The following is an 18,452-nucleotide window of genomic DNA, read 5'->3' as shown; positions in this document are numbered from 1 at the left end:
TCATCTCCCCCCCTTCTTCATTAATACGGCAATAATTTCATCTAATGTAAAGCCGAATGATTCAATCGAGGTCATAAATTGCAGGGCTACTTGTTCCTTCATTTGCTCCCGTAACTCATGAATGGCTTCTGTATTCGTTGTAATAAAGGAACCTTGCCCACGCTTTGTTTCCAACACATTCATCGTTTCCAACTCCTTGTATACACGCTGAACCGTATTCACATTTACTCCGGTTTCAATAGCGTATTCACGTACAGATGGCAGCTTATCGCCAGGTTTTAGCTGTCCTTTGATGACATCACCACAAATGCTTTCCACAAGCTGTAAATAAATCGGACGATCCTTCACAAAATCCATTGTCATCGAAGCATCACCTTTTCGATCCATCTACTAGAGAGGACAAAAATTATAATGAAAATGATGCCGTACATGGCCTCTTCTAGCACATAAGCTGGCGTCACAATTAATAATTCGACCCCATTAAATGTAGGCAAGTTATCCTTCAACCATTCTTCAGAAATATAGCCGTATTGGAAAATAACCATCTCGACTTTTGCTATGTTCTCTACAAATAAAACAATAAGTACGAATGTAGCTACATAGCTTAGTACACCAATCCATTTCTTTAGTTGAAGTGACACTGTGTAGAATAATAATGAAATAACGAAGATGCCGAAGTAAGCACCAAGCACTAAATACATACAACTAACATAAAAAATGAAATACTCCCACGGTGTCCCATTTAGTAAATTGCCGCAAAAGAAATAGCCAAGGAATGATACCGTTGCAAGCGCCCACAACTGCAAGCATTGATAAACTACCTTAGCTCCAATTAAACCTTCCATTACCATCGTATTATGTAACCACAAATCCTTGTGTTTAATTGCTGTATTAAGACTAGTAAAAGATTGGATTAACTGATAAAGCACAAGTAGCCCTAGTATGACGCTCGTAATAACAAATCGAGAATTTGTAGGCGTAACATCATAAAGCTCGACTAGCATCAGTGGTCCAGCAAATATAGCAAGCAGCGCAAGCCCTAAAATTACAATGGCCAATGAGAAAAAATCAAGATGTTCCTTTTTCATAAGCCCTAAAAATTGGTTCATGATACCCCTCCGTCATAGTGTACTAGTTAGATATTACACTAGCGTTTTGTAAAATGCAATTAAAATGTTAAAAAAAGTTAATTTAGGTTGGAGTGGCGGTGGAATTTAATTTTGAGGATAGGCATGGGGTTTTGGTTTTGGATATTTTGATAAAAATATAGGACAATTCTAGGCGGAAATAAGACAATTAATTTGATTTATAAGACCAAAATATCAGGTTATAAGACAATTTTATTTTTATCCCTTATAGAAGGCAGGAAATGGATTTAGAAGCATTTTAAGTAGCAATGAAAGCGTTGCTTAGTTATGAACGGAGTGGCACTATTGAATATTGGACAAAATGTGTTGGTTAATTGACCTTTTGAAAGTAATTTAGGACAGTTTGCTAACTAAAAAAGGGTTTTTATGTATCCAATTAATCGTGGTAGCCATTTGGAAATTTGAATATATTGGTTTTTCTTTATATTGAAATTGTATACACTATATTGAAAGGCTATTAAGAAGTCAGAATGTTCATTGAAATTAAATCGTAAACTTATAGCCATAGTAAACGTAATATATAATACATTGTATATAGACCAAGAGTATCTACATTAACATTTAATAAAAAGTGTAAGTACGGTTTAATTAAATTCATTTGCTGTTAAAAGTACACAAACTTTTGGGTAATGCCGATACATAATCTACCTGGGTTGTAAAAAAATAATAAAAGGATAACAGTTTGAAGAAAACATTTTGGAGGTGTAAATTTGATGAAAAATAAAGTGAAAATAATCGAGGATAAAAAAGCATTCATTATTAGTATAACTATATTTATCGTGTTGAGTATTTCTATAAAAAATTATTATTGGTTTTATCCTCCTCCTCCTATTTATTCAATCACTTCAAAAGAAGCAATTGAACGTTTAGAGGATTCTGAAAATGGTTTCGTCAAAATAGCAACTGATGAAAATTATGATTGGTATTTAAGTGTTGATTTTAATATTATGGAATATTATGTTTATCATCCACTTATGCTTAAAGGTTGGGCTTATAAAGGGATGAGTGATACGACTAAAGGTTACGAACGATTTCATAGCAAAGATGGAGTAACTCTTAAACTTGAAGTATATAATTGGGTAAAGGGGTACCAGTTTTTGAAAATATACCATGGTGTAGATTTCTGAATAATGTGTAAATTCATACAGGAGAAGTGTATTGGCCTCAATAATTAAAGAGGGCGTCTTTAAAGTGACGCCCTCTTTTAATTTTAGTCTCTTTTATAATAATATAAATTAGAGAAATGTTCATTTTGAGGGGGAATTTCACCGTACCTCCCTATTAAGCTTTTAAAAGCGCCAAAAATCATTCAGTTATCGTCATTGTCATTAATTCTAGCACTTTCATTTTATATTTGTCACTATAATTTTGAATTTTAATAAAATTATGTAAAATACGAGAGGTAGCTTTCGTCATTCAGTTTTTTCCCGGATTAATTTCGTTGATTCGCATAGCTCTTGTATAGTAAAGGATTCACCACCATGTAATAAGTACTGCCAAATATTTTGGCGAGTATCCTCTTCATAAAAATTCATAAAACATGCGATAGCTACTCCGTGTGATACGACAGCGATATTTTCATAAGGTAACAGAAGTAGCTCTTGAAAAACATTTTGCATACGTGCTGTAACGCTTTCAAATGATTCTTGTGTTGATGGACAAAATAAATGCGGGGTATTACTATAGCATTTGTACTCTTCCGTATACTGTAAGTCTATTATCGAGCATCCTTGCCACTCTCCTAAATAAATCTCACGTAACCGCTGATCTGTATGAATAGCCTGCTGTGGAAACAATAATTGAGCGGTTTCAAAGGCACGACCTAAATCACTGCTTATTACGTAATCAGCCTTCCACAATTGACTTTGTACTTGTGTACGTCCTTGCACTGTTAATGGTGAATCTAGCCATCCTTGGAGCCTTTTCTCCATATTCCATGTTGTTTCTCAATGTCGGAAAAATTTAATCGTTTTGTACATATTTTTCTATCGCCTCTTTACAAATTTTCCAAGAATGAACATCTTTTACTGCGATTCTAAACCATTCGCCACATAAAACTTCGTAATTTTTTGTATGGCGTAGCACAATTCCTTGTTGTAGTAAAGACATGAAAAAATGATCTGCATCATATGTAGGCGGGAGGCAAAATGTAAAAAAATTAACCTCACTGTTCGTTACACGACAGTTGAGCCGCCTGAAAAAGCTTTGCATTTCTATACGTAAAGCATTTGATTGCTTGCGAGAATGCGCAACAAATTGTGTAAGATCTAAACATTTACAGCCAAGTGCAATTGCGATTCCACTAACATTCCAATGTGGAAAAAACGCTCCAATCGATTGTGCTAGTTGACTTACGATGTATCCTAACCGTACACCAGCCATTGCAAACATTTTCGTCATAGACCGTAAAACAAGTAGGTTCGGATACGATGTCACAAGGGAAATTACACTATTCGTTTCATCTGTCCAATCCATAAATGCTTCATCAATAATAAAATATTTTCCTGGATATGCCTGTACAAGCGATTCAATCCACTGCTTTGATTGAACGACACCTGTTGGATTATTCGGGTTACATATATATAACACTTTTGCCTGTTGTAGATCTTGATGCAATTGCTCATCCGAAAATAAATAGGTTTCTATATTAGTCGTTGGAATACTTACAATTGAACACCCATGCTGTAATAATGTACGTTGATATTCTGAAAAGGATGGCTCAAGCAGCGCAACCGTTTGCCCCCGCAAAAACTGTGCAATTGCCATCAAGCCCTCAGAAGCACCATTACACACAGCTATATGCTTTGGCTTTATGCCATGAAATGCTGCAACTTGGCTTTTAAAAGGCTCTGCTTGCTCATGTGGATACGTCATCACTTTTTTTAGAAGTTCTGGCCACATTGTCTGTAATTCTATTGGGGTACCTAAACTATTCGTATTTTCACTCAAATCGATAATTGTAGATGGCATTGGTATTTGTAATCCTTCATATAAAGAAGCTACATTCGCTCCATGCGCTGGATATTGCATAAATAATTCCTCCTAATATAAGTATATAAATCGTACATGTTTGCATATGAACAATGGCTGACTGAATATGTGAACGATTCATCACTATATAGGGCTCACCCATATAATCTCGAAAAGATTGTCGTTCCCCGTATCGATTAAAGCCGCCTAATCGGATTCCTAATTGCCAAGCTGTTGCGGCCTCTAAATAGCCACTATTTGGACTTGGATGCTTTCTCGCATCAATGTACCAATGTTTTAAACGAAAGTATAGGGATTGTTTTTGGACCGCTTTTGTTCCGATGACAAGTAAAAATCCAGTAATACGACTCGGAAGAAAGTTTGCAATATCATCAAGCTTTGCGGCTACATAGCCAAACTGCCTGTAACGTTCATTTTTATAAGCTATCATTGAATCTAGCGTATTAATTGCTTTATAGCACCAAACTCCGGTTGCGCCAAAGCAAAGCGCATAGAAAAGCGGTGCTGTAACGCCGTCGCTTGTATTTTAAGAAACTGTTTCAATAACACCACGAACAATTTCTGGCTCAGCTAAATGGGTTGTATCACGCCCAACTATCCAACTAAGCTTTTCACGAGCTTCATTCATTTCACCTTTTTCTAAAGCATGAAAAACGAGCATAGCCGCTTCCTTTAATGACTTTTGTGCAAGTGCTAATGTAATAAAAAATACTTCGACAACGATCCATATCCAGAAGTGCAATAAGTGTGCCAACTGAACGATACTAAACACAATTGCTGTAGGAATACTCACAACACATATGACAGTTATAAAGCCCTTTACGTATAAATACCTACCTTTATTAAATTTTTTATCTAAAAAGCTAATGAAATTCCCAATCCAAATGACCGGATGCCAGCTTTTAGGATTGCCAACGATGCGGTCAATAAAAACCGCTAACATACAAATTAAAACATTCATCTCGTTCCTCCCTCAGGCAGTCAATGATGATGCCATTTAGTTTAAGAGTGATGGGTATTCTTTCAGGTAGAACAGATTCTTGCACAACAACGGGTAACCACTGTGCCGGTTGAATTTATGTTTGAGCATGTGACTTACGTAGCCACTGATACATACTTTGAACAAGTACATTTTCTTTTGTACACCAAGCGGCAACGCTTGCTTCACCACTCGTGTGGAATGCTTGAATACGAGATTGCCACATGAGTTGACGTTCTGATCGATTCATAAAAAAACCTCCAACTTCATTCATTTTCATGATTGTCTCATGTCCAGTGAATTCATTGAAGGTGTGTTATATTTGGCGCTTACCATAGGAAAACCGCCATCCTTGTTAGATGTGTCTAACAAATGGGGTGCAGTTCACCTCTAGGTTGGGAACATATTAATTTGCTAGGAGAATTCCATTTTAATTTGGAGAATTCATGCGTATGTAATCGTCCTCAGGCCATATTCCAGTACTTGACTCCTGACCTGAGCGTTCCCTTCGCTTACCCGAGCGAATTGCTAAAGCATTGATCCATTCATAATACAGTTACGCACTACAAAAGTATTCAGTTTAATCAGAAAAGCAGATTCTGTCTTTATATTTCGTTTAGTAGTAATTAAACGAATAACATTTGCTCATTTAGAGCTCTTAAATTGAATAGATTACCTGATGGAAAAATGACCTTTTTGATATAATTCTCTACCTAGCCTTGATGTCCATACTATGACTCAAGCAATCTATATTTTCGTTTAAAACGCTCCAATACTTTCGTCCAACTCGTTGCAAAAATGAATAGAAAGAATACATTGGATAAACTATGTGCCAAATCAAAATACACACTCCCACTATAAATGGCAAGAACATAACTCCAAGAGAAACTTTCTAAATTACTCACTAGAATCCACATATTCATAAACCAGCCAAATAAAAAGCCCCAGATGAAACCAAAAGTACATAGCCCCCACATTTTTTTCACCCACCACGTATTACGTAGTAGCCCTGCACTAACTCCTATCATTCCCCATGCAAACATTTGCCAGGGTGTCCACGGACCTTGGCCTAGAAAAATATTTGACACAATGGCGGCAACTGCTCCGACTAAAAAGCCGGATTCTGCACCAAAAACAAGACCTGTCAAAATAATAATAAATGTTGTTGGTTGTACACTTGGTAATGCAGCGAAAGGTACACGAGCCACCGAGGCTATTGCAGCCAGCATCGCTAAGAGTACTATCTCTCGGCCAGAAATAGAACGTAGCTCAAAACGCATAAAGAAAATAATTAATACACAACCAATTACACCAAAACTTACCAATAAATAAGCTTTCGTTTGAAGTACAATCGCAGACGTTATTATACCAACAACCATCAAAAATGATACCACTAGTAAGATTTTATTTGAACGGGCCATAATTCTAATGCCTCCTCTACGGTTAACAGCTCTGGCATATGACTGTTTCGTGTTACTCGGTTAAATGTTGTAGTGTAAAAATAGTTTCCTTTGAATATTTCATCAGGAGTTCCTTTTACAGCTACCTCTCCATCAAAAAGCATTATACAGTTTTTAGCCGTTTTAGCAGTAAACTCAATATCATGTGTTACCATTACAATCGTTACGCCTTTTTTGTGTAACTGATGCAATATTGTAGCAAATTGCTCTTTCATGATAGGGTCCATCCCTTTTGTTGGTTCATCCATGAACACTATCTGCGGCTCTCCTAATAACATACATGCGAGTGCCGCACGCTGCATTTCTCCACCCGAGCAATCCTCTGGGTGCCGATCTAGTAGATGAGAAATGTCAAAATCCTTACATATTGCTTCTATTCGTTCAGGTCCATCGACAACATTATTGCGTCTAACAGCTTCTTGCATTTCCTTCTTAATCGTCGTCTCTACAAAGTAAGATTGCGGATTTTGAGGTAAATAAGCAAGTTGTTGGGCAATTTCCTTTGGAAGCAATTTATATGTATGTTTTCCAGCTATTTTAACAGATCCTCTTTGTGGGCGAATACTCCCAATACAAGCCTTCAATAATGTTGACTTCCCGGAGCCATTCCCCCCTACAATAGCTAAAAATTCGCCTTTTTGAATCAAGAATGATAGTCCTTTTAAAATATAGCGTTCTTTTTTTACATATTGAAAATAAACATCTTTCATTTCTATTAATATATTTTGTTCATTTTGATTTACCTTTGACTGTAAAAGTTCTTTAGTAACAGATGCTAGATTTTTTGTTGCAAGCCACTGTTTTCCCTCTTTCACTGATAGGGGTAAGCTACGGGATTGCTCGCCTTCCATTGTTATGAAAAACTTTGTAATTGCAGGTACATAAGACTTAAATATAGCATAATCATTTTTATAAACCTTACTAATACAATATTCACTCGTTCCAGCTACTTGGATACGACCTTTGTCCATCATCATGACCTGATCTGCTACTGAAAATAATTCTTCTAATCGATGTTCTACTACAATAATGGTTATACCTATTTCTTCGTTTAAACGAACTAATATCGAAAGTAGCTCTTTCGCTGCTATTGGATCTAGTTGTGAAGTCGGTTCATCTAATAACAATACACGTGGTTTTAATAAAAGTACTCCTAGCAAATTAATAATTTGCTTTTGTCCACCCGATAACTCAGATGGTTTTTTACGAAGTAAATCCTCAACACCAAAAAAATGCACCATTTCCGCAACGCGTTTACGCATTTCAAAAGTAGAATAACCTAAATTTTCAAGTGCGAAAACAATTTCTTGCATGACTTCATCTAGTACGATTTGGTTGTCAGGATTTTGCATAACAAAGCCAATTTCTTCAATTAATGTTCGATTACTCCACTCTGCCAATGCTTTCCCGCAATAATATATATCCCCTGACAATTCTCCAATAGGTGCAATTTGCTGCATTAATAAGCGTAATAAAGTCGTCTTACCACAACCACTTGGACCGCATAACACAACAAACTGCCCTTCTTCAATCTTTAGAGTAATATTTTTTAATATTGGTTGTTCATCTGGATAATTAAAACTTAAATTAGTTACTTGAAATAATGCCATCTCAGTTCATCCCCTCCTTCAATCATCAACGGAAATGCACTTAATAACGTAAAGCAAATGAAAAATATGGCATCAACTACTGTAAACGATAATGCCTTATACTCAGGATAGATTGTGATCCTGCCATGTCCTAGTAGTAGACCCACTATACAAAACGTAAAAAGACACAGCAAAATACTCGCATAAATGCCATCCTTTATATCAAATCGATATGGTTTATATTGACTTCGTTTTCCAATGCCGTAGCCTCTTGCGCTCATGGCATCAGCTGTATCCACCGCTTCCCCTAATGACCATGTCAATAATATTTGCAAAAACAGCATCCCACTTCGTGCACGCTCTCTTAGTTTACCCGAAGTAAGGGATAAGCCTTTTATTCGCTGAACATCTGTTATTTCTTGAAGTCTTGTCTTTAATAGCGGTACAAATCGCATGGCGAGCATTGTTATAAAGGCAGTACGTTGGAAAAACGATGAAAAAATATATAAAAATTTCTGCCCATTTAAAGTGCTATTAAAAGATGCAAAAAGTAGCAGTATAGCCATCAACATGAATGTTGTTATAATGCCAAATAGAATAGGCTCGAGCATAATATCATTACCCCAAATCGTCCATAAATGTGTAGTACCTTCTGCTACAAAAAACGCGTTTAACAGGACTATGAAACTACCTAATAATAGGATAGACTTCATCCATTTAATTAATTTACGCCAGCCATCTTGAACTACATTTATGAAAATTAATATGACACAACATACTATTAAAAAGAAAGGTTGATTATAGAACATTATCAGGATCGCCATACAACAATAATAAAGAAATTGCAGCGTAGGATGAAGGCCGCGGAATCCACTCTCGATTTTCAGTCACCTTCTTCCTTTACAAAATATAGCCTCACTATCAAGCTAACCCATTTGTTAAACATAGTCGTATCACATCTTCACAAGTTATGGCATTAGGGTACTGCTGACGCGCAATTTTATTGGCAGGTGTTGTATAGAAATTGTTATGAGCAAAAAATGTGCGTGGCGCATCTATGGCTAGTACTTCCCCGTCAAAAAATAATCCACACCGATCGGCGATGCTTGCAGCAAACTCCATGTCATGAGTTACAACGATTATCGTCATCCCTTGTGCTCTTAATTGTTGTAATAATTGCTTCAATTGCTCTTTAGCAAAAACATCGATTCCCTTCGTGGGTTCATCTAATAGTAGTATTTTAGGTTGTAAGAGTAACACTTTGCCAATCGCAATTTTTTGCAACTCACCACCGCTTACACTGTACGGATGTGCATCCATCAGTGACTCAATAGCAAGCATTTTCATTACACGCTCGATTTGCAAGTTCATTTCTTCTTTTCCTAAACCCATAAGTTTTGCTGTTACCTCATAATCTTGTCGTACCGTTGACTGCAAAAAAAGCATTTTAGGATCCTGTGGTAACAACGCCAAATTCTTTTGATAGAGCTGTTGCATACTGTACTTTTTCATTTTTTTATCATACAACAGCACATTGCCTTTATAAGGTTTACATTGGCCAGCTAGTAACTTCAATAACGTTGTTTTCCCTGAACCATTTCCTCCTAAAACACAAAATATCTCTTGTTTTCGAAAACCAACAGAGAGATTTTTGATAATATCGGGCAAATCACGACCATAACGAAACCAGCAATCCTTCAATGCTATTACAATTTCATCTCTTTCCTGCTTAGCAAAATCAGACGCTAAGTCTTGAATTGTATTGCTATAATTTTCTACAAATGCTATCCCTTCCCGCACCGTGATGGGACTTTCCTTAGCTACTAAAGAGAGACCATGGAAAATACGTGTAGCTGCAGGTAATGCCTGCACCATTGGATGATGTTCGTTAATCATCATTAATGTTTGACCGATAGTACGAGGTGATCCTTGAGCAAGAATCGACCCACTTTCAATTACCAGAATGTGACTAGCCAATCGAAAAGCCTCTTCTAACCGATGTTCTACTAGTATAATTGTTACCCCTGTATCTTCATGTAGCCGATGTAATGTTTGCATAAAATCTGTTGCTGCTATTGGATCTAATTGCGAGGTTGGTTCATCTAGAATGATTACTTTCGGTTGCATAATGAGTACGCTAGCTAAATTTAGCAATTGCTTTTGACCACCGGATAACTCGGAAGTTTTTTTATGAAACCAATTATTTATCCCAAAATAGTTTGTCATCTCAGCAATTTTTTTACGTATTTGCGGGTTTTTCATACCTAGGTTTTCCAAACCAAAAGCAAGCTCGTGCCAGACAGTATCCATGACAATTTGGTCATCTGGTTTTTGCATTACATAACCAATTTCGTTTGCGGCTATTTTTGCATCCATCTCTTCTAGTAAAGTTCCCTTATAAAAAATAGAACCCTCCCGTTTACCGTTCGGTGTCAACTCGCGCTTAAGTAATTGTAGTAAAGTCGTTTTTCCTGAACCAGAAGCACCAAATAATACAGTAAATGATCCCTTTTCAATTGAAAAAGAGACATTGTTTATGGTAGGTTGTGACGACTCTGCAAACGTAAAACTTACATTTTCGATTTTAAATATTTCCACACTACTAGCTCCTTAATTTCAATTACCACAGGTAAAAGCGCTATACTTAACAAAACACCATACAATAAACTTGTCTTGTAAGTGAATGATATTGCTTTTAATGTTGGTTCGTAGTAGTAATTCAGCTCGTAAAAACTCATTATGAATAGACTAATTACAACAATTAGCCAAATTGCTAATAACCGATCCCATTTATAAAATCGATATAATGAAAAATGCGAACGTTTTTGCAAACCATACCCTTTTGCTTTCATGGAATCCACTTGACTAAATGTTTGTTCCATTGCCAATACCAAAGCAACTTTTCCTATTTTCACAGCGCCTATTGCTCGATCAAATAAGCTATTTGTTGCATAGAAACCGACTGTTTTTTGCGCTCCATGGATATCTTGGAAATTTCTTTTACATTGCGGTATAAAGCGTAATAATAATGCCAACCATATCGCTAATTGAGGATGAATGACACCAAATAAATAGAGAATTTTATCTGTTGTAATATACACGCCGTAATTTTTACACCAAAAAGAAAAAGATACAACCAACACACCTACAGCTATTCCTAAAACAAAGGACTCTGCAGTCATAGGGTTGTCATTTAAAAAAAATAATATTGTGACACCATTATGGTGAAATAACGGAATAGAAAGTGCCACTAGCAACCAGACAAAAAAGTAAAACATAAGTTCATACATCAACTTTTGGAAAGTATGTAACAAACTAAATAAGATAAGGCTACTTATATAAAATATCACTAATAAGACTGGATTCATCGTCGTGAACAAAATGATGAACACCAGTAAAAAGTAGCAAAATAACATCATTGGATGAAACATTGCAAAACCTCTCAATTACTTCACCTCAATTTCTACAGTTAAAATGAGTGACCTAAATCACGCCCTAAATCCACAGTGTAATGAAAGATTATGTGATCTCCATCTTTCAAATTGTATTTACTCACCCCATAATTCGGGAAAACGCCATTTACTTCATACATCCATCCACTCAATGATCCTGCTGAAAACTCGTACAAATAATTAATACCTTGTACGTAGACGCTGCTATAAATATTTTTATCCGCTCCTTGAAATTCCATTTGAATTCGATTGTGTCTCACAGCACGATGTAAAATTTCAAACACCGTATCGCCTGAACGTAATACATATTCAGATTCTGGTAAAATCACACCATTAGACGGTACATATGTACGCAATTCTGGTTTTAATTTTCCTATATTGTCTAGTAAAGTATCACTACGAATGCTTATAAAAACTGTCTCGGAATCTTCTGTAATTTCATCAATGTGTGTTAAATAATATTCATCAACTGATTGAATTTTCGTACCAGAGAATAGTACAGCAATGATTAATACAACAAAGCTAAGTATGAGTAAATCTTTTCTCATATGTATTGCCCCCTACTCTTCATACCACTCCTCAGCACTACGCTTTTGTGCACGTCTCTTTTTCACCCGCACTACGACTACTATACTTGCTATAAGTACAACAACAGTTAATACAACAGCTATAATACGAGCGCGATATAAATTCTCAATTTGCGTTTTTGATTTGCGAACATCCTCTGAATTTAAGATTTGTAGCTGATCATAATCACTCAATTTGTTAAAACGAGCAACAATACGTTCAACACTATCTTTATCTTTCAACGTTAACTCATTAAATGGATATAATTCTTCCAGAATCTCTTCATTTAACTTTTGAATTTCTTTTTCAATTGCTTCAATCGCTTGCTTTTTCAGCTGTAATTTCGGTAACAGATCTTCATATTCCTTCAAATTTTCAGCGTGCTCTAATTTTTGTAAAAGCTTTGTGACCTCGACATAATGTTCCGTCGTTACAGAGCTTGGTATTGCTTTTACCTGCTCAGCATCCTCTATAGTGAAAATAGCCTCTTTCTCGAACTCTGACTCTTCTAGTAATGCAGTGACTGCCCCTTTTCTTTGCGTTGTTTCGTTCATATTTGTAGCAAATGGTTCTGAAGTATTCTTAATTGCTTGCTTCTCCATTTCTTTCGCAAGCTTTGCATAAGCATATACATAGCAACGCTCAGTCACTGGCACTGCAAGGTACTGTTTAAATAATGTCGTTAATTGCTCTTTTTGAGGCTGCTTGGGCAATGCATCTATTGCGTTATTTAAAGATTTTATTTGCTTTTTTAATTCCATTGGTTGTTCTTCACGGAAATCATACAAACTACGATATCCATTTTGAAAACGATATAGTGCTGTTAACGCATACAAAACTTGTTCACTTGCCATAGAATTTGATTCATCTGGTAGTGAAGTCGGATTTTCCGGATTATACGTTTTAGCGTGAATAAATCCACCATCGTTCATCTTATATCTATACAAACCATCTAAAACGTCCTGACCATTTTTAATAAAACGAATATCCGTCAATGGATCTATTCCTAGAGCCGTCAATGCCACAATTACTTGTGCGGTACTTTCAGCATTTTCTGTACCCCAGCTTTTAAAATCACCATTTGCAGTTTGAAGTAATGAAAGCGTCTCTAATGCCTCATCTACAACTTGACGTACCGTTTTTACCACCTTTTTATTCGATGCTTGTTGTACGTAACTATACGTTTTTTCACTATTATAGTAGGGTGCCAATGCTTGCAAAGCCATCGCTGTCATATCAGGGTCTGCTACATCTTGGTAAAAGGAGAATCCCCCATCCTCTAACTGCAAGTGTAGTATTTCTTCTATAATCTTGTCTCGAGAATAATAGGCGTTTTCTGGAACAGAGTATCGCATACTATCTAGAGCAATTAATCCCCATATCCAACCATTGATCCCCTGTGCACCAAGCGAAATAGTTTTACCACGATCATACGTTCCATCTTGAATTAAATTAATCGTAGTACCTGCTTTATCCTTACCTAACTGTGTTGGGTCCCCCCCTAAAGAAAGAACGGCTAAAATGATTCGATGCCACTCTGTAGATTTCATATCACTTAACTTTTCAGCCGTTTTGTAACGCAACTCTACCACATCTTCTATGACAGCTAAATATGCTGCGTAGTCATCTTTATAACCAAGTCGCCCAATTCCTATAGGATACCAATCCCCTACAGTATCACCGGCATTTTTTAAGAAATCATTATTTAAAAGGTTTGAATCTTCGGAGATTCCTACACTTCCCTTTTTCCATTCAATAATTCCTTTCATTTCTTGCTCAAGGTCTTCCGATGTCTTACTTGCATATGCTTGTGAGGGTGTAAGACACAACAAAATCAGTAGCATTGTTAGAAATAGTTGTATTCTCTTGTTAATCATTATGATAACTCCCTCTTTTAACTAGTGGATATAAGAATAGATTTTCCCTATTAAATATGGCTTTTGTTTTGCAATCGCTTTTTTCATCTCATTTTTAAATACGAGCATATCCTCTCTTTGCTCATTTACCGGTTCATGTTGGCTATATAAAACTTGCTGCTGTAATTTTACCGCGTTATTAAAATGCAGGGCACACTGCTCACCATACTTATTTTCGATATAATCCCTAAATTGATAACTTGATCCACCTTGCTGTATCATGCCATCCTTCGCTAGCAACGACATCGTGTATGCAAATAATTGTGTAATAGCAATCTTATTGTTAGGTGACATAAACAGCTGTTTTTGCTTATATTTTCTATATATAAAACGTAGCAATAACAAGATACAAACTATTAATAAGATATAAAGGCTTATTACAATCCAAAGACCAAAACTATGTTCATACTTTTCACTAGTAGGCTCCATATGTTGTTCGTCATCTTTGACCTCTTTTTTAGAAGCGTCGCCATCAGTTTTTAATAGTGTTTCATTATTAACTTCATTCATTGCAGAGCCGGCACCATTTGGATAATCGCTTAAATCGATAGATGGCATTTTTGTTAAATAAGGTGGTGTCACTTCGATTGGAACCCAGCCCAATAAATCAATATAGATTTCTGTCCAAGCATGTGCATTTTCACTTGTTATTTGTAATTCACTAAAGGCTTCTGTATTCTTGACATCGTCTGGTGTGATTAAATAGCCTTCCACATATCGAGCTGGAATGCCATAATATCGAAATATCATTGTCGCTACTGTCGCAAAATGTGCTGCATATCCTTCGCGACGTGTTTCAAGGACATAAGATAGAAAATCTTGCTTTGCACTTTTTGCTTCAACCTTTTCACTATATGTTAATTCAGCTGCCACAAATTTTTTGACAGCATCGATTCCTTTTTCATAAGAAGGTCGATCAGGAAAAGCTAAGTTACGCTCTTGCAAATGATTTTCTAGCAATTGTTTTGTCTCATCTGGCATTTGTAAAAAATGCACATACACATATTCGTTATAATGACTCTCTTGTGATATATAATCATGCAAGGTATCTTGTGTTTTCAATGTATATAAGGCGTTCGCTATTTGTGGATATTTAGCAACATTCGTTGACATAATCTCATACTGATATTGTCGTTCTCCAAATAGAGATGACGTGGCAACTGTTGTGCTATCCTTATGTGTCGCTGCTTCATTTGGAACTGATGCCAATTCGTATGGTGCATATATGTATTTACTATTGGCATTCATATTTTGGATTTTAACTTTTGACAGCGAGTTATCAGATAAATCGACCTTATTCACGACATTGTTCAATTGTGTAACAGGAATAAACCCCTTATTTTCCAACGCATTTAACAATGGTTTACTCGCAAATGCAAGTTCTCCATCCAACATCTCCCACTGATCCTTTGTATACGTTGAACCGACAAAGCCCTTTAAATAAAGAGGCTGTGGCTGTTCCATTACAACGCGTAACGCCTCCGATTTTTTTAATTCTAAAGGTCCTAATCCCTGAAACTTACCTTCTAAATAGGAATTCGTTTGTTTTTTTTCATAGCGCGTTTCGTATATCGTCTGATTTACCGTCTCTCGAAAATTCGTCAGTGATGACAGTGGTTGATAACGCTCTGTCATATCCGCATAGATGGAAAAAAGAAATGCTATCATGATGAATCCTGACATTATGCTATTCTTTTTAAGGAATAGCATCCATGAATGGAGATTAAATACAATAGCGATTACTAGAACCCAGCCTAATAACGCATTCGTATAAAATGCAGCAGTCCAGCCTGTTAGTAGCTGAATTACCCAAATAAACAATACCCATGCTACCAATACCTTGACATTTTTTTTCTCAAACAAATAGGACATTAACATCGCAATTGGCAGAGCCAACATTCCTAGTACTACGCCTGACCAGTAGTCAACATTAGAACTTTGTTCATTCAGCACTGAAGAAAAGATGATATTCTGTTCCATAGCAAGCTTTTCAAGCATCTGATGTATCAGAGAGCTAGACGCCCCTAACAGTGGTTCGTAAAACACACAGATTGCTAATATCAGCAAGATGAATGCACCAATTTCTAAAAAAAGAGGCTTCTTGAGCAATTTTCTCCCTATTATCCAAGTAGCACCAATACCGCATAATAGCCAGCTATTGGCCTGTAAACTAAGCATGGATTGTAGTACAAGCAAAGAAAGACTATAAAAACCACATGCCAGTAAGATACCGAAATATTTTTTTAAAAAAATCACTTTACGTTTCCCCTTCGTTATATATAAAGTTCTCCTAACTGAAGCTGCATGTTCTCACGGGTAAACATCACAATCTCTTGACTAGAATCCGTACGCTCACCGTACTGAATTAATAGTACGTTTTCTCCTAGCGTCATAACGGATTCATCAGAAGTAATGTAAATAATATTTGTGTAATTTGGACGATACTGTAAAAGCTTGTGCTCAGTATGCTCATTTGTGCTCTCCATGTTTATAAAATCAGTTAAACTTACTAGAAATTCTTCCTCTGATTGTATGGCATAGCATCGATCATCCTTCTCTGCCCAGCATAGTTCAAATATTTTATCCTGTTTTAAAATGGCTTGTGAGATAGCACTTAACGCCTCTAATATGCCATCATATTGTTCTATCGAACACTGAGTCTCTTGTAAAGATACAAACACAAGTATTTTCTCCTGCGAGTATTCTTCTGTCTTTTTCAAAACAAGTTCATCTAATTTACTCGATAATTTCCAATGAATATTTTTCACATTATCCCCTACAGCATAGGGCTTGTAATCTACTATTTCTGAGCCGTCAGTTGGTACGCTTAAAGCTGAGGCAGACCAAGATGGTTTCGCATATTGTTCTTGTATGTGAAGGATAGTAGAAAAACCCGCTGGTAATACACTTAATGCTGATTTTGCAGATGTTCTTATTTCTGTAAAAAAGATTGTAAACGCATCGTATATTCGTATTTGCTTTAGTTCCAGTTGTATGGGTCCACAATATGTATTCGGTAGCTCTACTGGTACGGTTACTTCACTACGTCGCCCGACGTCCAAAACAATTTTTTCTTGTTTTCGTTGCTTAGTAATGGAATGTATCCATTCCACCTTACATACTACATGTCCAAGTGAAACAGGCGACTTATTATGAATATGAATTTGTGCAAATGAAACTCCATTCTTCACAACCTGTTGTGGTACTTCTAACTGGACCGTTACTTGATTTCTTACCAAAATAATTGTCGATGCAAAATAGACAATCATTAGTAGAGAAATCACAAGAAAAAAAAGGGCAAAGTAATTTTGTGAAAATAGAAAATTAATTACAGCAAAACCAAGCCAAAGAGTGAGTATGCTACTACTTCGTTTCATTTATATACTCTCCTTTAACTTTGATATACATGTGTATCTGGTGTTACTACCTGTTTTATTATTTTCATTAGTACTTCGACTTCACTTAATTGAGCTGTTTTCGCATGCGCACTTAAAATAATACGATGATGGCAAGTATCAACAAACACAGCAATAACATCTTCAGGTGTTACAAAATCACTTCCTTTTACAAACGCATGCGCTTTCGCCATATTACAAATTGCAAGCGCTCCACGTGGGCTAATCCCGTGTACTAAGAAATTACTTTTTCTTGTTTCCTCTGTTAAAGCTGTTACATAGCGAAGTATCTCATCACTCATATGTAACATTTTTACGTGGTTTTGAAGTTCGACTAATTCCGCTTTATCAATTACTGCGCTGATTTCATTCATCGGATTAATCTCTTGTCGTTGACGTAATAAAGCTACTTGACTTTCAAAATCCGGATAGCCAATACTAAGCTTCACTAAAAATCTATCTAACTGGGCTTGTGGTAAAGCCTGTGTACCATGGATTCCCAGCGGATTTTGTGTAGCTATAACATGAAAGGGCTTTGGTAGTTCGTACGAAATACTATCTACTGTAACATTCCCTTCCTGCATAGCCTCTAATAACGCTGCTTGTGTACGGCTAGATGTTCGATTAATCTCATCACCTAGTAACAAATTACACATGACCGCTCCTTCTTTATAGATAAATTCTCCTGATTGTTTATCATACATTGTGAAACCTACAACATCTGATGCAACAACATCCGGCGTAAATTGAATTCGTTTTGAATCTAAATCTAGCACCTTACTTAATGCAACTGCTAAAGTTGTTTTTCCCACTCCGGGGATATCTTCTAGCAGTATATGTCCCTGTGCGAGGATAGCCATCCAAATTTTCTCGATTACAGGTTTCTTCCCAACTATTACTTTATTCATTTCTTCTAATACTTGTTGTGATTTATTGACCATTTCCCTTACTCCTT

15 protein-coding genes and 2 pseudogenes are annotated in these 18,452 nt (G+C 36.2%); 1 reads left to right on the top strand and 16 read right to left on the bottom strand.

Going from position 1 to position 18,452, the window contains the following annotated elements; genetic code table 11:
• Together MKZ17_RS09455 and MKZ17_RS09450 are read right to left on the bottom strand one after the other, a co-directional pair.
• The gene (locus MKZ17_RS09455; RefSeq protein WP_340723487.1) at positions 1-363 is read right to left on the bottom strand and encodes a GntR family transcriptional regulator; all 363 of its coding nucleotides are present in this window, start codon (positions 361-363) and stop codon (positions 1-3) included.
• Positions 360-1,109 (bottom strand): hypothetical protein, encoded by a 750-nt coding sequence (locus tag MKZ17_RS09450; RefSeq protein WP_340723486.1) that lies wholly within the window; start codon positions 1,107-1,109, stop codon positions 360-362. The genes MKZ17_RS09455 and MKZ17_RS09450 overlap by 4 nt, the downstream gene beginning before the upstream one ends.
• A 749-nt stretch (positions 1,110-1,858) precedes the next feature.
• Here MKZ17_RS09450 and MKZ17_RS09445 point away from each other — a divergent pair.
• Positions 1,859-2,275 (top strand): hypothetical protein, encoded by a 417-nt coding sequence (locus MKZ17_RS09445; protein ID WP_340723485.1) that lies wholly within the window; start codon positions 1,859-1,861, stop codon positions 2,273-2,275.
• A 285-nt stretch (positions 2,276-2,560) separates the two neighbouring features.
• Here the strand turns inward: MKZ17_RS09445 and MKZ17_RS09440 are convergent.
• The 14 genes and pseudogenes from MKZ17_RS09440 to MKZ17_RS09375 form a co-directional block, all read right to left on the bottom strand.
• Positions 2,561-3,082, bottom strand: a pseudogene (locus MKZ17_RS09440) (histidine phosphatase family protein); the annotation flags it as partial.
• Between the two features lie 28 nt (positions 3,083-3,110).
• Positions 3,111-4,178, bottom strand: coding sequence for a pyridoxal phosphate-dependent aminotransferase (locus MKZ17_RS09435; protein ID WP_340723484.1), 1,068 nt, complete (start codon positions 4,176-4,178; stop codon positions 3,111-3,113).
• A pseudogene (gene cbiB, locus MKZ17_RS09430) lies at positions 4,135-5,082 on the bottom strand (adenosylcobinamide-phosphate synthase CbiB). Before cbiB ends, MKZ17_RS09435 begins: the two are co-directional and overlap by 44 nt.
• 133 nt (positions 5,083-5,215) lie before the next feature.
• Entirely contained in the window at positions 5,216-5,368 is a 153-nt protein-coding gene (tnpA, locus tag MKZ17_RS09425) for an IS66 family insertion sequence element accessory protein TnpA (RefSeq protein ID WP_340723483.1), read from the bottom strand.
• 481 nt (positions 5,369-5,849) lie between these two features.
• The gene (locus MKZ17_RS09420; RefSeq protein WP_340723482.1) at positions 5,850-6,539 is read right to left on the bottom strand and encodes an ECF transporter S component; all 690 of its coding nucleotides are present in this window, start codon (positions 6,537-6,539) and stop codon (positions 5,850-5,852) included.
• On the bottom strand, positions 6,512-8,188 hold the full coding sequence (locus MKZ17_RS09415) for an ABC transporter ATP-binding protein (protein ID WP_340723481.1): 1,677 nt from the start codon (positions 8,186-8,188) through the stop codon (positions 6,512-6,514). Before MKZ17_RS09415 ends, MKZ17_RS09420 begins: the two co-directional genes overlap by 28 nt.
• Positions 8,170-9,048 (bottom strand): energy-coupling factor transporter transmembrane component T, encoded by an 879-nt coding sequence (locus MKZ17_RS09410; RefSeq protein WP_340725530.1) that lies wholly within the window; start codon positions 9,046-9,048, stop codon positions 8,170-8,172. The genes MKZ17_RS09415 and MKZ17_RS09410 overlap by 19 nt, the downstream gene beginning before the upstream one ends.
• Positions 9,049-9,088: 40 nt before the next feature.
• A complete protein-coding gene (locus MKZ17_RS09405) occupies positions 9,089-10,765 on the bottom strand; it encodes an ABC transporter ATP-binding protein (RefSeq protein WP_340723480.1) in 1,677 nt (558 codons plus the stop codon).
• Positions 10,738-11,598, bottom strand: a complete 861-nt coding sequence (locus MKZ17_RS09400) for an energy-coupling factor transporter transmembrane component T (RefSeq protein ID WP_340723479.1) — start codon at positions 11,596-11,598, stop codon at positions 10,738-10,740. Before MKZ17_RS09400 ends, MKZ17_RS09405 begins: the two co-directional genes overlap by 28 nt.
• Before the next feature lie 38 nt (positions 11,599-11,636).
• Entirely contained in the window at positions 11,637-12,167 is a 531-nt protein-coding gene (locus tag MKZ17_RS09395; RefSeq protein ID WP_340723478.1) for a DUF4430 domain-containing protein, read from the bottom strand.
• Positions 12,168-12,179: 12 nt separating this feature from the next.
• Positions 12,180-14,063, bottom strand: coding sequence for a prenyltransferase/squalene oxidase repeat-containing protein (locus tag MKZ17_RS09390; protein WP_340723477.1), 1,884 nt, complete (start codon positions 14,061-14,063; stop codon positions 12,180-12,182).
• Between the two features lie 21 nt (positions 14,064-14,084).
• Entirely contained in the window at positions 14,085-16,358 is a 2,274-nt protein-coding gene (locus MKZ17_RS09385) for a transglutaminase-like domain-containing protein (protein WP_340723476.1), read from the bottom strand.
• A 17-nt stretch (positions 16,359-16,375) separates the two neighbouring features.
• Positions 16,376-17,479, bottom strand: a complete 1,104-nt coding sequence (locus MKZ17_RS09380; RefSeq protein ID WP_340723475.1) for a DUF58 domain-containing protein — start codon at positions 17,477-17,479, stop codon at positions 16,376-16,378.
• A 14-nt stretch (positions 17,480-17,493) separates the two neighbouring features.
• The gene (locus tag MKZ17_RS09375; RefSeq protein ID WP_340723474.1) at positions 17,494-18,438 is read right to left on the bottom strand and encodes an AAA family ATPase; all 945 of its coding nucleotides are present in this window, start codon (positions 18,436-18,438) and stop codon (positions 17,494-17,496) included.
• Between the last annotated feature and the right edge of the window lie 14 nt (positions 18,439-18,452).

This window comes from Solibacillus sp. FSL R7-0682, assembly GCF_038005985.1.
Lineage (GTDB): Bacteria > Bacillota > Bacilli > Bacillales_A > Planococcaceae > Solibacillus.
This window is presented reverse-complemented; position numbering and strand designations above follow the sequence as displayed.